This window comes from Psychrobacter sp. Ps3 (assembly GCF_022129275.1).
GTDB lineage: Bacteria > Pseudomonadota > Gammaproteobacteria > Pseudomonadales > Moraxellaceae > Psychrobacter > Psychrobacter submarinus.
In genome coordinates, this window is record NZ_JADQAL010000004.1 from 81,628 (window position 1) to 96,588 (window position 14,961).

The following is a 14,961-nucleotide window of genomic DNA, read 5'->3' on the forward strand; positions in this document are numbered from 1 at the left end:
ACAAAAATAAAAGCACCCAACACTCATCGATAATGAGTCAGGTGCTTTTATAATAACTTTTTAGCGAATAGCTATGAATAACTATTCGCCAATTCACTTATTTACAATAAACTATTCAAACATTTTTGGGTCATTAAAGCTAACGATCTCTTCTTCAAACTCAGGTTTTACTTTTACCACAAAGTCATCGCGTGATAGACCCATCGCTAGCGGAATAGAGCTTGCAATATAAGTAGAAGAATAAGTACCAGCAAGCAAACCGATAAATAACGCCACTGAGAACCAGTATAAGCCATCACCGCCTAAGAACATCATAGCCAGCACGACTAAGAGCACCGTTGAGATAGTCATGATCGTACGGCGTAAGGTTTCAGTCAATGACAAGTCAATCGTTTGGCGCGGCGTGATACCGCGAACCCGGCGGAAATTCTCACGGATACGGTCATAGACAACGATAGTATCATTCAGCGAGTAACCAATCAGCGCCAGTACCGCCGCCAAAACCGTCAAATCAAATGGGAAGCCAAAGAGTGCAAATACCCCAATTGTCACAATCGCATCATGAAATAATGATAATACCGCCCCTAATGAGAGCTTAAACTGGAAGCGTAGCGCGACGTAACCTAGCATACAGACTAAGGCAAGAGCTAAGGCCATCACTGAGTTCAGATAGACCTCGTTACCCACTTGGCTACCTATAATATTGACGTTGCTAATACTAGCTGGATTATTAGGCAAGTCTAATGCGATATCCAAGCTAGTATTGAGCCCATCGATATTGTCAGATTGCGGCGGTAGGCGTACTAGCAGCTCTTTATTAGTGCCTAAGTACTGCACGACAGCGTCATCAAAACCGTTATCAGCTAAGGCCTCAACCACAGCCACTTGCTCAACCGATTGCTCATAGCTGACATCCGCTGAGACGCCGCCGGTGAAATCAAGACCTAGGTTTAAACCATTAACGGCGATAGCAATGATACTTGCGATAACCATAAAGATAGAGAGTAGGCCCATAGGCTTCTCTAATTTCATAAAGGGGATAATACGCTGATCGCCAATGGCTTTTATACCGCCTTCAGCTGCTGCTGCTGCGTCATCAGCGGCGTCGCCCTCGAAGTGACTAGGATCTACAGCATTAGCGGTTGCTAGGGCTTGTGAGCCTTTAGCATTGTCACGCTGAGCTCCTTTAGGCCCTTTAGTCGTTTTATTTAAGTTATTGGTTTGAGTATTGCTACCTTTACCATCACGGCGCGGCTTATTGCGGCGGCGACGCTTATTGCCTTGCGGGTTAGTATTCGAGCCACCGTTACCTGACTGATTGCCTGAGCTGTTCGAGGTCGGCAGGTTGTCTTTATTGTTCGGGTTATTCTGATCGATCGCCATAGTAGTCTCCTAACCGATGCTCAAACGTTTGATAGATTTGCGCTTACCATAAGCGATTTGTACTAGCGCTCGCGTCACCAAAATAGCGGTGAACAGTGAGCTGACAATACCAATCGCTAAAGTAATAGCAAAGCCTTTGATCGGACCGGTACCGATAGCGAATAAGATAAAAGCCACCAGCAGTGTGGTAATGTTAGCATCGAAGATACTACTAAACGCACGATCGAAGCCGGCCACAATGGCGGTTTTTGGCCGCACACCGTTGGCTATCTCTTCACGTATGCGCTCAAATATCAGCACGTTAGCATCGACCGCCATACCGATGGTCAAGACGATACCAGCGATACCAGGCAAGGTAAGAGATGAGCCTAATATCGACATGATTGAGATGATAATGATGACGTTGACAGCTAACGCAACGTTAGCAATGACGCCAAACAAGCGATAGAAAATTATCATAAAGATGAACACGAGTAAGTAACCGACTTGGGTCGAAAATAAACCTTTATCGATATTTTCTTGACCAAGTGAAGGGCCAATAGTGCGCTCTTCGACAAAGTACATCGGCGCCGCTAGCGCCCCTGAGCGTAGTAGCAAAGCAAGCTCGGCCGCCTCAGCGCTACTATCTAAGCCCGTGATACGGAACGAGGAGCCAAGTACCGCTTGGATATTGGCACGGTTGATGACTTTAGTCTCCGCGTAAGGCGTCCGAACTTCAGTCGTCTCACCCGTCACAGGATCTTCTTCATAAGTGATGCGTTGTTTGTTTTCGATAAACAGCACCGCCATTTGCTCACCAACTGAGGTGCGCGTGGCGTTTTGCATGAGTCTACCGCCAGCGCTATCTAAGGTAATATTCACCTCAGGTGTACCGCTCTCATCAACGCCTGTCTGCGCGTTAGTGACTTTGTCACCGGTAACGATAGCTTGACGCTCTAACAGAACCGGCGGGCCATCTAGTGATTGAAAAGGGAAGGCCTCAGTGCCAGCAGGAGGAATACCGCCGGTGTAGTTTTCGGCATCTTTTGCTACCATGCGAAACTCAAGGTTGGCAGTACGGCCAAGTACTCGTTTGGCCTCGGCAGTATCTTGTACGCCCGGTAGCTCCACCACGATACGGCTAGCGCCTTGCGACTGTACTAATGCTTCTGCGACCCCAAGCTCAGCAATCCGGTTACGCAAAGTCGTCAAGTTTTGATTAACGGCGTAACTGTTAATCTCATCGACCATGGCATCGTTATAGGACATGACTAGCGCAGGGCCTTGGTCATCAATGGTTGATTGCACCGTAAAGTCATTACCCATTGACGCTTGTAGGATGTTTTGTGCGCGTCCGCGGGCGTCAGTGTCAGAGAAGTGCAGAATGATGCTTTGACCTTCAGTTTTAGTACCGGTCACCGCTACGCGTTCAGCGCGCAGCTCTCGGCGCACGTCACGGCTAGCGCTGCTAAGACGCTGCTCTAGCGCCTTATCCATATCCACTTCTAGTACAAAACGCACCCCGCCGCGAAGATCCAAACCGAGCTTCATAGGCTTAGCGCCGATATCGCGTAACCACTGCGGCGTGGTTTGCGCTAAGTTGAGCGCGACGACATAATCATCGCCTAAGTTTTGGCGCAAGACTTCCTGAGCTTTTAGCTGCTCATCTGGAGTATCTAAGCGTACCAAGGCACTGTTGTCCTCAAAGCTACCATCGTGAAAGTCGATATTGGCTTCACTAAGCAGACGCTCAGACTCCGTTAATACGCTCTCAGACAGCTGAGTACCTGCTGCAGCACTCGTAATCTGCACCGCAGGCTCATCAGGATAAAGGTTTGGAGCCGCGTAAAGACCTGCCACGATAAGCACGACAATGATAACTAGGTATTTCCATGCGGGATATTGCATAATGACTTCTTTGTATTGATAAAAGACTGGTGATGCAGACCATGAGTGAATAGATAATAGGGTAGCTAATAGCCAAAAATGACCGCAATTAGTGAACGGTCATTACAATATATGTGACTATAAATGTGTGACTATAAATAAGTACTATAACCTATAGCTGATTACAATCTAACTCATCGTCAAGCAGCACTAAGGTAAGACTTAAACGCTCTCAATAGTGCCTGCAGGGAGTACTGAGATTACCGATGCGCGTTGCACTTTGACATCTGTATTGTTGTTTAAGCTCACAACAGCATAATCGCCTTCGATTTGCTTGATGCGGCCCATGAGGCCACCGGCGAAGATAACTTCGCTGCCAACGGTAAGCGAGCTTACCATCGCGCGGTGCTCTTTAGTACGCTTAGACTGCGGACGAATAACCAAAAAGTAAAAGATAGCAAAAAAAGCGACTGGCAGTAGTAGCTGACCAAATAGTGACGCGCCACCGGCGGCATCGCCTGCTGCTTCAGCAGCATGGGCTGACTGGATAAATAAGCTCATAATTTCTCTCGATAAGTGAGGTACAAAAATAAAATTAGACGCATAGTAACAAAAAATCTAACACTTAGTAACTGTTAATCATAGCACAAGCGCATTTTTCTTAGCCTGACAATAAGCGGAGCGCTAATGGTAGCAGCTATGACGGTACGCATTAGGGCAGATAAGTGCTTCTAAATACTGGTTTTAGTCCTAGATTGAGACTAACTATCAATGGCTCAAAATAGATAAGCGTTAGTATACCGATAAAACGGCTCATAGGACTGCAAAATTTAAGGCTAAATGGCCCGTGGTTTCATCGTATGAAGACAAAATATTGTGTAACCTGAGTATCAATGATAATATCGAATGCTTATAAAAGTGTTGGCTTTATAGCAGCGCTTTATTTTTCGCTCCACCTTTTATTAAATCATTATTTAGGTTACCCGACTTGCTGCTTACCTCTTTGGTTACTTCTCGTTTATATCGCTTACGCGCTTGTCGTAAACAAGCTTCAGCGGAGCCTCCCCCTATAAAAAACTCTAGCTCTTATCACTGGATTTTATCGGTTTGCACTGCCTTATTTAGTGTAACATTGCTTTTGTTGCCGACATCTGTACTAGCAGCGAGCTCAGCTGCAGCGACAGAGGTCGCAGCACAAGCTACAGCAAGTAGTGTACTACTACTAGTGCTGTTTGTACTCTTAGCAATTGGTGTCTCGTTTGTCTGCTCGCTTGCAGAGTCAGCGCTACTGACTATGACACCCTCTTACATCGCTGATGTACAAGAGAGAAACCCCAACAAAGCGGCCATGCTCAAACGTCTTAAGGTCGATAACATCGATCAGTCGCTGGCGGCTATTTTGACTTTAAATACCGTAGCGCATACCGTCGGTTCTATTGGCGCCGGTGCGCAAGCCACGATTGTCTTTGGTAGTGCTTGGTTTGGTGTGTTCTCAGCGTTTATGACATTGGCTATTTTGTTTATATCTGAGATTATCCCCAAAACCTTAGGGACCGTTTATTGGCGTCAGCTTAGCGGTGTAGTAGCGTACTTCGTTCGCGGTATTATTATGCTTTTATATCCGCTGATATGGATATCTGAGCGTATCACTAAGCTGCTGGTCAGAAGCAAAGAGACCGATGTCTTTAGTCGCCGCGAGTTTGCCGCTCTTGCTAGTATAGGTGAGGAGGCTGGTCAAATTGACCCGCTAGAGTCGCGTATTATTCGTAATTTGTTAGCCTTTGGGGCGATAAAAGTCGAAGACATCATGACGCCGCGCTCAGTAATGCTCGCTTTTGAACAAAACAAAACCGTCACTGAGCTATTAGCGGATCGCCCTAAGCTGACTTTTTCACGCCTACCTATCTATGATGGTGATTTGGATAATATTACTGGGTTTGTGCTAAAAACAGATATCTTATTAGCAAAAGTAAATCACGCGACCCATAAGCCTTTGACGCAGTTTCAGCGAGAGATCACTTTTGTTTTCTCCAAGATGAAATTGTTTGACTTGTTAGAGCTGATGCTAAAAAATCGTATTCACATTGCCATTACTGTTGGCGAGTATGGCGAAGTCAAAGGACTTGTGACCTTAGAAGATGTGTTTGAGACCTTATTAGGCCTTGAGATTGTCGATGAGATTGACCGAGTTGAAGATATGCAAGCACTGGCTAGGCAGATGATGGATCGCCGTGTTGAGCGCTTGGGGATGAAACTTAGTGACGATGAGCATGACAATGACGTCAGAGTAGATGAGAGTCATAATACTGACAAATCTAAGTCTTAGTATGTTATCGATACTGTGTTAATGATATTAGGAGTTCGACTCTAGCACTAACAAGGACTTTTTTTAGATCAATCAATAAGATAAGCCTAGCCGATTAGATATGCAATTATCACACAGGGAGTTACATGACTGTGAGAAATTACTGATAGGCTAAAACTTTCAAGATAACCGCTAAGGAAGAAGATGAAACGTTTGGGGAATACACGTTTGGGGAGTACAAGGTTACTAGCGTTGATAATCAGAGGCGCTAGTCTCACAGCATTAGCTACCGGCGTAAGTGTAGTCGCTGTTAACGCACAGGCCGCGACGATGAGCGAGGGCTTAGTACAAAACTATGCCAGCTCCATGAAGACGGCGGCGAATAATAAAAACATTAGCCAAGTCTCGCGTTTGGTGTCTGACGATGCGCTTATCTCTTTATCCAGAAAAGGTAAAACGACCAGCCTAGATAAAGATGCGTATCTAAGACTGTTACAAAACAGTTGGAATCAGACCTCAAACTACCGCTACGACATTAATATCGATAATATCGTCATTACTGGAAACCAAGCTAAAGCTAATGTTAGCACCACAGAGAGCTGGGTTAAAGATGGCAATAATGTCTCATTCGTGACTAATTCAAGAGTAACCTTAACCTTATCAACGGGTAACGCCATACTATTAAGAGCGGTATCACAAGTGACTATTAATTAGTAGGTAATTAATAGCTAATTAATAAGTAGTCATTAAGTAAATAATTAGTAAGCGCTCATTAATAAATTATATTGATAGGCTATGGTTTGACTAGTAACTTATGCGCCGTAACTTATAGGTCAAAGATCATAAATTATAAGTCACAAATCATTATCGTTGTATGATAAGCCATGAATAATAATCAATGAGTTAATATGATTGATTGAGTTATTCGTTCAAGCTTGCGATAGTTATAATGTTTATCTTATGCTGCGTCTTACACTGTAATAGCGACAAGTTATCTTTACCAAAAGCTATCTAAGCTATGCTGAATCAAGAGGGTAATGCTATGCTCTAATAAACGCTTACTGTTATGTAAAATATAAGCCTTGAGAATTTATTTTCAGTCAACTATTTTTATCCATTGTTATTTTTATCTATTTTTGTTGCTAGGAAGCCGCCATTATCATGTCTATCGTGCCGTCAAACTCTCGTTTACCTATCGCTTTGCCTTTGACCCTTGCCGTATCCGCTCTACTTGTCAGTGCTTGTAGTAATACGTCAGCGGTAAAAAACACTGGGGTTAAAAATACTCGTACGCCTGTGGTCACTAAGCGCCCAGCTGCGACCCCGCAAACTCCTGCTAGCGATGACTATTCAACGGCTTATTTAGATGAAGAGAGCTTAGATGAGCTCGCGGATTTATTAGAAGCCAGTGACATGGCTATGGTTGAGGGTAATAAACTTGCCATTCAGCAGTACGGTGATTTATGGAACCGCCTGCGTGCAGGTTATCGGATGAACGCTGGTCGCCCTATCTACAATCAACGTATCGAGGGGCAAAAAGGTTGGTTTACGAGTAGACAAGATTACTTAAACCGTTTGACCGCGCGAGCCAGTCGCTATTTATATCATACTGTGCGCGAAGCGGAGCGCCGCAATATTCCGACCGAGTTGGCATTATTGCCCGTTATCGAAAGCTCGTATGATCCTAGTGGTACGAGTAGTGCGGCGGCTGCAGGCTTGTGGCAGTTTATCCCAAGCACGGGACGCATCTACGGTCTCAATCAAAGCAGTACTTATGACGGTCGCCGCGATGTTATCGAGTCGACGCGCGCCGCTTATGACTTCTTGACGGCGCTGCATAACCAATTTGGCAGTTGGGAGCTGGCTTTGGCAGCTTATAACGCCGGTCCTGGACGGGTACAAAAAGCCATTGACGCGAATGCGGCGCGAGGATTACCAACAGACTATTGGTCGCTAAGACTACCTACTGAGACGATGAACTACGTGCCGCGCTTTTTGGCAGTTGCTGAGATCGTCGCTAACCCCTCACAGTTTGGGGTTTATCTACCAGCTATCGCCAACCGTCAGCATTTTCGTAGTGTTCCTGCCAACTACGGCGTCAGTCTGGCTGAAGTCTCACAGCTTACAGGCGTCAGCTACGACGAGCTTGAAAGATTGAACACCGCTCTCACTTCTGGCCGTATTGACGCCTCAGGCCCACAGCGAGTCATTATCCCGAACGATGTCGATGTCAACATCGACGCCAAACTAAGTGCACTGCGAGGTAATGGCAGTAGTAATGTCATCGCCTCTAGCATACCTACTACGCCAAGTACCTCAGGATCAACATCTTATAATAACAAGCCCTATAGCAGCGGCTCCCTACCTTCAACGGGAAGTGGTCTAGCTGAATATGCGGCTAGTGCTAGTGTGCCGCAGCAAACGACCAGTTATATCTCTCCAGCTGCTACGCCGTCTAGTAGCTCAGTGTATAGCAGTAATAACAACGCCAGAACTGAGCCGCCTATTACTAGTAGTGAAACGCAAAAAATCAATGCGGAGCTAAAAAGCAGCAACAGCTTACCGACGACTTCTGCGCAGATCACAGGTAACAATACTATCGTACAAGAGCCGCCACTGAGCCAAGAAGAGCGCGACTTTATTGCTAGACAGATTCAATCACAGACTCCAGATCAGCGAGAGGTGGTCAGCGCGGTCGATGGTAATATTAAACTGTCCGCTGTACAGACACAGCAATCTGTGTTGGAGGCTAGCGGTAGAGAGAAAAAGCTTAGTTTTGCAACCAGCGCTAATAGCAAGGCAAAACCACAAGGCAAACGCAGCACCTATACCGTAAAACGTGGCGACACTTTGTCTAATATCGCTAGCCGAGCAGGGGTGAGCTGGCGTGAAATCGCCGAGTGGAACCAGATAGATCCTAAGGCTAACTTACTCTCTGGCAGTACTCTGTACTTGTATAATGCTAAACCTATCGAGCCTTTAAAGAGTAGCAATACGCCAGCTCAACCCGAAAGCTATGTGGTACAAAGCGGCGATACATTGATAGGTACAGCAAATCGTTTCGGCTTATCAGTCACTCAGCTAGCGACTTATAATAATCTCAGTAGCCGCGCTGATTTGCTGCGCGGTCAAAAGCTGTGGTTAGTGCCAGGTAAGGTTACTGCGCCTGCGGTGACTCCTGCTGCTCCTTCGCGTAAACGTGCACAGTCAACTACCGCTACTAAGAGCTACAAAGTCCAATCAGGTGACGGTCTCATCGCCCTTGCCAAACAGTTTGGTATCTCAACCCAAGCTTTAGCCGATCTCAACGGTATCGGTAGTGCAGATTCGCTGTACGTCGGTCAGACGTTAAAGATACCAGCAGATGCCAATATGACATCTTTATCAAATAGCTCAGCTAGTCGTTCTAGTAGCTCGGCTGTAACCAGTAATTACAAAGTAAAATCTGGGGAGACGCTCATAGGTATTGCCAATAGTTTGGGTGTGAGCGCGGCGCAAGTAGCAGCGGTTAACAGTAGCTTTGATGAAAGAGCTCGCCTACAACGCGGTCAAACCATTAAGGTACCTGTCTCAGCTTCACAAGTGGACAATAAGCTCAATGACAAACCCATCAGCTATAAGATCCGCTCTGGTGATACGTTAATTGGCGTAGCCAACCGCTACAAAATCGGCGTTAGTGACTTGGCCGCAGCCAATAATCTAAGCACTAACTCGAACCTTATCTTAGGACGCAGTTTGACGATTCCAGCTGCGGGTAATCGCTCTACTGCTACGAGCGCAACTAGCACGAGCAGCGCTGCATCGACGAGTACTACTAGTACAGGTAAAAAGCTAGACAACACTGAGAATTATAAAGTACAGTCAGGCGATGGCCTAATTGCGTTAGCTCGCCGCTTCGGAGTATCTGTATCCGATCTAGCAGCCACAAACAATCTATCGACTAAAGCGCAGCTACAGCGCGGTCAGACGCTTAAAGTGCCAAAAATGACTGTTAGCTACCAAGTGGCTTCTGGAGATAGTTTGATTGGCTTAGCGCGCAAATACGGCGTCTCGACAAAAGAGCTGGCTGATATGAATGATATCGCCCCTGATACGATGTTACAACGCGGTCAGCGCTTAACCGTGCCTAATCGCTAAGCATAATTTCAGTGAGTCCGTTAAGCGGATTGATGGCTCACTGAGCTAATGCACATAGAATAAAAAAAGCTGCTCTTAATACTAAGAGCAGCTTTTTATTACTAAATACATTGTAAATCAGATGCTTTATAAGCTAAACATCCTAGTTATTACACGCTATAGGTCTTGATGGTTTCAAGATAGCTTCTGATATTACTGACGTAATGCATAGCTTGACCGTAGCGGCTATTCGAAGCTCTATTGTCTGATAAATAAGCATATACGTTCGCCCAGCTCTTATCATCGATGCCTTGCTCACGCAGTTTACGCTGAATACGTTTGACTGCATTAGGCCCCATATTATAGCCGGCAAGTGCGAACCAAATCCGATCCGACTCTGGCACATCAGCAAAGTCCGCTTTTACTTGCTCCAAGTAGCGAGCACCGCCGCCGATGCTTTGATACGGATCAACGCGATCAGAGACGCCCATCGCTTTTGCCGTGCTATTGGTCAGCATCATGATGCCGCGTACCCCAGTAGGGGAGACAGCATTAGCATCGAGATGCGATTCTTGATAGCCCATTGCAACCAGCAGCTCCCAATCGTGATTATAGTTCTGAGCTTGCTGCTCGAACTGCGTCTGATAATCGGGTAGCTTCTCTGTCAGTGTCTGCTGAAAGTGATTTTGACTATAAGCATCTTTTAGCAGTTTTTGATTATAAAAAGCCGCTAATTTCTGGGTATTATTGATTTTGATATTATCACACAGATAGCTACTAGCCGTTTGTGACAGCAGATCACTGGAGTCCTTAAACGTCCAGCTCACTTTCGGGTTTAGACCGTTATTAGTCAAACTAGTATCATAACCACAGCTTAGATTCACTGAGGCAAGATTGAGCTGATTGGTAAGCTGAGTACTAGCCGTAGTCAAGGCCATATCAGCCTCACCATTTTTTAGTGCCGCAAGTGCCGTCTCTTCTGTTGCATAAGCTTTTAGGTCGATAGTAACGCCAAGCTCATCAGCATAGCTACGCACTAAATCATAACCAAAACCGTGCTGAAAACCGTCAGTAGCAAAATAAGTACTATCACCAGGCACAGCGGCTATGGTTAAAGTCTTATCTAGCATGACCTGATCATAGGCCGGTACTGGTACCTCCATAGTGGTAAGACTTCTAGCAGGCAAAGATAATAATGCGATACTAGATACTTGGGCAATTTTTTTGGATTTGGCAAAACGAGTTACTTTAGCCGATGGAACGATCTTACTTTTGGTGCTAAGTGTGCGATTGGCTGGACGTAATAAGTATGAAATACGACGTCTAGCCCCTTGCGCGGATACTTTTACACGATAAGTAATACGCTGCATGGATGTCTCCTAATTGTAGCCATCCTACTTACCCTTAAACTGACATTCATACGCAAAGACATCTGACTTTATATAAATGTCGATCTTTGACACTTTTATACTCATCGCTAAGATACTAGTTCAATTATAGTAGCTCGATAAACAAAGTGTCGTTTGCTACCTATACAAGATAGTCGACTGAATAAGATTGTCGAAACTGCTGGTTAGAGCAGCACTATCAATAGCCTTTGATAACCCTAAGCTTCAAAACGCACTAAAATGGATGAAGAGAGTAACTTGGTATCGTTTCTTCACCAGTCGCTAAATACTTAGATATGTTAAATACTTAGGTATCAAGACTAAAGGTACTAAGGTAAGGTCATGAAAAAGTTATTGTATAAAAGCAGAAGCTTTAGATCTGATTAAAGCTAAAGTAATAGATAACCCTTTAATCAGTACTTCTTTCTATAAACAACGAGCCGCTAACGATACTGCGACTGCCACCTATAAGCTCTTATCCAGCGCTAATATTAGCCCTTTAACGACAACAATCTACCGAAGTAGAGCGTCTTTAAAGACCTAATATCTTATGCAACATCGAAATGAATACCTTTAGCGTTATAGAAATTATCATAACTAAAAGCTAAAACGGCACTCAACCAACGTCATAACCGGAGGCTTTATTAATGGAAAGTCTCATGACAAAACATTCTCTTACAATTATACTTTATGAGGAATATATAGCAATTATTCAAGTTACGTTAACAAAGCAGTAATAAAACTTAACGCTCATGCAGGGTTGACAATATCGACAAAAGTAACCGGCAAATTAAACTGTTCAGAAACTAATTCTCCTAGCGCTTGTATACCACCGCGTTCAGTCGCATGGTGACCACAAGCGAAGTAATCAATACCCAATTCACGAGCACTGTGCGTGGTACGTTCAGATATTTCTCCTGAAATATAAGCGTCGCAATCCATAAGCGCGGCTTGCTCAATCATATCTTGCGCGCCCCCGGTACATATGGCGATCCGCTCAATTTTCTTGGACGCTGTTGTGACTACAGAGGTAGCATCTATCTGCTGGTTTTCTTTACTAGAGATAAGTGACTGATCAGTATCGTTGCCAGAGGGCGAAAAGTCACTTGCAATATGCAGAGGTTTACGCTCTAGAGTCTGAGTAATCGTCTCTATCAGATTTGCTGCACTTTGCGGCTTACCAATAGCTATATTGCCAACGGGATGCGTCTCATTAGGGTAGAGAGCACCGGTGATAGTCAGTCCTAAACTTTCGGCAAGCTTAGCGTTATTGCCTACGATTGGATGCGCGTCAAGCGGTAGATGATAAGCGATTAAAGAGATACCATGCTGCATGAGTTTGCGAATACGCTTGCCTTTCATTCCGGTGATAGGCTCAGGCTCACCTTTCCAAAAATAACCATGATGGACCATAATGGCGTCAGCGTCAGCAGCAATGGCTGCATCTATTAGCGCTTCACAAGCGGTCACGCCAGTGATAATACGCTGAATAGGCCGTCCGCCGTCGACTTGTAGACCATTAGGGCAGTAGTCTTTAAATGCATTGGCGTCAAGATAATCATCACAAAATTTGGCTAAGGCCTGTGCGCTTATCGATGGCGCTGCACTAGGACTACCGTTGTTAGTAGCCGGGCTAGTCGATTCTAAATTATGCTTTTGGTTCTTTTGGTTCATGGGTTTTCCTTATTACTTTTTTATAGCTTACTTTATTGCCTAAATTTTTAGTGGTTTGTCTTCTTTATATAAGTAGGACAGAGGTTTTATGTTGTAGCTGAAATGAGACACTTAAATGGGGCTTAGTTTATCATATTGCTATTAAGCCAATTTATTACGCTTAGGTGGAGCTGATAACTGAGCTAATAGTGTGGTGATAGTGAATGTAGTGAGTATATTGAGTACTCATAGTTAGTTTAAGGTCTCATAAAACTACCTTTGAGCATAATAACTGAAAGGCTACACGATGCCGCAGTACTGTATAATAAGCCCAGTTATAATTGGTGAGCGCAGCTATGTCAGTAGATAGGTTCTATAGCTTGATTTCATTTAGCTCTTGTCTTTAAAAAAGCTTATTGCAGCCCTATCTAAACTATAATATTTACTAGCGCTTTATTCATTAGCATAACATTTACAGAGGTTCTCTATGTCGTCTTCCCCAAACGCCAATAACAAGGCATCGCTATGGCAGTGGTTGCCTTGGGTTTTATTAATAGTAGTAATTGCAGCGTTTGTTTGGCTATTTATGAGTATGAAGACGCCATCAGAGGCGACATGGGAGCCGCCAAGGACTCCGCCAGCTGAGCAAGAGGCCTCAGCGCCAGTTGCTGATACGCCAGAGCCGATCTCTTCTTATCATAATGCAGTAGCGCGCGCCTCCCAGTCAGTGGTGAATATTTATACGACGCAGGCGATGGCAGAGCATCCTTACATCGATGATCCAGTACTGCGCCGATTCTTTGAGAACCATGGTGACCAGCAGCAAGGCCCAGGATCTACTAATTTAGGCTCAGGCGTTATTGTCTCTGAAGATGGGTATATCGTGACTAATGCGCACGTGGTCGAAAAAGCCGATGAAATCACCGTTGCCTTTAGCGATGGGCGTAAAAGCCGCGCTAAGGTCATCGGCACCGATCCAGATAGTGATTTAGCAGTGATTCGCGTCGATATGACTGGGCTTACGCCATTAGGGTTTCGTGAAGAGCCTATTCGCGTTGGCGATCTTGCGCTAGCGATAGGTAACCCCTTTGGCGTGGGTCAAACGGTGACGCAAGGTATTATCTCAGCCACAGGTCGTACGGGCCTTGGCGTCAATAAGTTTGAGGACTTTATCCAAACCGACGCCGCTATCAACCCAGGTAACTCAGGCGGTGCGCTAGTCGATGCTAGCGGTGAGTTGGTCGGTATTAATACTGTGATTTTCTCGCGCTCAGGCGGCTCAATGGGTATCGGCTTTGCTATTCCAACCGCGCTTGTTGAGCAAGTGATGAACGCGCTGATCAAAGATGGCCGCGTCAGCCGTGGCTGGCTTGGCATTGAGATTCAGTCGCAATTGCGTGATCCGACTCAGCTTGAGACCTCAACTGGTGTCGAAGTGCTCAATGTAGTTCCGCAAGGTCCTGCCGCGATTAGTGGCCTAAAGACCGGCGATATTATTTTGACTATTGATGGCGTTGAGATGACCGATGCCAATACGCTGATTCAGTATGTCGCACGCAAACCGCCCAACACGGTGCTCAATACTCAAATACTACGCAATGGTAAGCACGCGGAAGTCCCTGTAACCTTAGCTGAGCGCCCGTCACAAGAAGTCGTACAACGTCCCGTTACTATGGAGGGTGGCCCTGAACAGAACTATCACGGCGAGTCACAAGAGCGACCGATGATGAGTGAGGAGGAGCGTGACCGTATGCGCGAAGAGCTGATGAAGCTATTTGAAAACAATGGCGCACCTCAATAACCGCTTGCGTTACTTCAGCGCTACTGTCTAAGTAGCATTAGTTAATAGCAACATGACTGAACATCAAAAAACGCGCTGTCTTTCAAAGACAGCGCGTTTTTTATGAGCGAATGGTTTATGAATCACTCAGTCTTTTACCAGTTCATGATCGATATAGATAACACCTTGAACTCGGCAGCAGCAGGGCAGTATCTCATTATCCTCAATCATCGCAAGGGGCGCAAAAGGATACTCCACCACATGCGAGCTGGCGATACGACGTACGCGGCAGCTACCACAATAGCCTTCACGGCACTGATAGTTGATATCGTGCCCAGTACGCAGTAAGCCGTCTAGCAAGGTCTCGCTATCATGCAAATAAAAGCGCTGTTTGCTGGTCACTACCCACGTCATTGCCCAAGCTCCTGATGGTCATTTTTATTGGTTTTTTTTGCCTTGATGATAGCGCG

At 45.3% G+C, this 14,961-nt stretch carries 10 protein-coding genes; 4 read left to right on the forward strand and 6 right to left on the reverse strand.

Going from position 1 to position 14,961, the window contains the following annotated elements; translation table 11 throughout:
- Positions 1–111: 111 nt before the first annotated feature.
- The 3 genes from secF to yajC form a co-directional block, all read right to left on the reverse strand.
- Positions 112–1,383 (reverse strand): protein translocase subunit SecF, encoded by a 1,272-nt coding sequence (secF, locus tag I3248_RS02410; RefSeq protein WP_238062402.1) that lies wholly within the window; start codon positions 1,381–1,383, stop codon positions 112–114.
- A gap of 9 nt (positions 1,384–1,392) precedes the next feature.
- Positions 1,393–3,270 (reverse strand): protein translocase subunit SecD, encoded by a 1,878-nt coding sequence (gene secD / locus I3248_RS02415; protein ID WP_025644179.1) that lies wholly within the window; start codon positions 3,268–3,270, stop codon positions 1,393–1,395.
- Between the two features lie 201 nt (positions 3,271–3,471).
- Positions 3,472–3,810, reverse strand: coding sequence for a preprotein translocase subunit YajC (gene yajC / locus I3248_RS02420; RefSeq protein WP_025644181.1), 339 nt, complete (start codon positions 3,808–3,810; stop codon positions 3,472–3,474).
- A gap of 577 nt (positions 3,811–4,387) precedes the next feature.
- On the opposite strand from yajC, the gene I3248_RS02425 reads away from it, so the two are divergent.
- The 3 genes from I3248_RS02425 to I3248_RS02435 all read left to right on the forward strand — a co-directional run bounded on the left by I3248_RS02425 (position 4,388) and on the right by I3248_RS02435 (position 9,691).
- A complete protein-coding gene (locus tag I3248_RS02425; protein WP_238062403.1) occupies positions 4,388–5,575 on the forward strand; it encodes a hemolysin family protein in 1,188 nt (395 codons plus the stop codon).
- A gap of 183 nt (positions 5,576–5,758) precedes the next feature.
- Complete coding sequence (locus I3248_RS02430; protein ID WP_238062404.1) at positions 5,759–6,268, forward strand: hypothetical protein; 510 nt, start codon at positions 5,759–5,761, stop codon at positions 6,266–6,268.
- Positions 6,269–6,715: 447 nt separating this feature from the next.
- Entirely contained in the window at positions 6,716–9,691 is a 2,976-nt protein-coding gene (locus tag I3248_RS02435; protein ID WP_238062405.1) for a LysM peptidoglycan-binding domain-containing protein, read from the forward strand.
- A 149-nt stretch (positions 9,692–9,840) separates the two neighbouring features.
- Here the strand turns inward: I3248_RS02435 and I3248_RS02440 are convergent, their stop codons facing one another.
- Positions 9,841–11,040, reverse strand: a complete 1,200-nt coding sequence (locus I3248_RS02440; RefSeq protein WP_238062406.1) for a transglycosylase SLT domain-containing protein — start codon at positions 11,038–11,040, stop codon at positions 9,841–9,843.
- Positions 11,041–11,808: 768 nt separating this feature from the next.
- The gene (locus I3248_RS02445) at positions 11,809–12,732 is read right to left on the reverse strand and encodes a Nif3-like dinuclear metal center hexameric protein (RefSeq protein WP_238062407.1); all 924 of its coding nucleotides are present in this window, start codon (positions 12,730–12,732) and stop codon (positions 11,809–11,811) included.
- A gap of 466 nt (positions 12,733–13,198) precedes the next feature.
- Between I3248_RS02445 and I3248_RS02450 the strand changes: the two genes are divergently transcribed.
- Positions 13,199–14,512 carry a trypsin-like peptidase domain-containing protein gene (locus tag I3248_RS02450; RefSeq protein WP_238062408.1) on the forward strand — a complete coding sequence of 438 codons (1,314 nt, stop codon included), beginning with the start codon at positions 13,199–13,201 and terminating at the stop codon, positions 14,510–14,512.
- A 126-nt stretch (positions 14,513–14,638) separates the two neighbouring features.
- Here the strand turns inward: I3248_RS02450 and yfaE are convergent, their stop codons facing one another.
- Positions 14,639–14,905: a class I ribonucleotide reductase maintenance protein YfaE gene (gene yfaE, locus I3248_RS02455; RefSeq protein WP_025644195.1), complete on the reverse strand. Its 267-nt coding sequence runs from the start codon at positions 14,903–14,905 to the stop codon at positions 14,639–14,641.
- Positions 14,906–14,961 lie beyond the last annotated feature (56 nt).

Bases quoted from the DNA above. Each gene is read 5' to 3' on its own strand.
- secF (WP_238062402.1), bottom strand. From the start codon at position 1,383: ATGGCGATCGATCAGAATAACCCGAACAATAAAGACAACCTGCCGACC.
- secD (WP_025644179.1), bottom strand. From the start codon at position 3,270: ATGCAATATCCCGCATGGAAATACCTAGTTATCATTGTCGTGCTTATC.
- yajC (WP_025644181.1), bottom strand. From the start codon at position 3,810: ATGAGCTTATTTATCCAGTCAGCCCATGCTGCTGAAGCAGCAGGCGAT.
- I3248_RS02430 (WP_238062404.1), top strand. From the start codon at position 5,759: ATGAAACGTTTGGGGAATACACGTTTGGGGAGTACAAGGTTACTAGCG.
- I3248_RS02435 (WP_238062405.1), top strand. From the start codon at position 6,716: ATGTCTATCGTGCCGTCAAACTCTCGTTTACCTATCGCTTTGCCTTTG.
- I3248_RS02440 (WP_238062406.1), bottom strand. From the start codon at position 11,040: ATGCAGCGTATTACTTATCGTGTAAAAGTATCCGCGCAAGGGGCTAGA.
- I3248_RS02445 (WP_238062407.1), bottom strand. From the start codon at position 12,732: ATGAACCAAAAGAACCAAAAGCATAATTTAGAATCGACTAGCCCGGCT.
- I3248_RS02450 (WP_238062408.1), top strand. From the start codon at position 13,199: ATGTCGTCTTCCCCAAACGCCAATAACAAGGCATCGCTATGGCAGTGG.
- yfaE (WP_025644195.1), bottom strand. From the start codon at position 14,905: ATGACGTGGGTAGTGACCAGCAAACAGCGCTTTTATTTGCATGATAGC.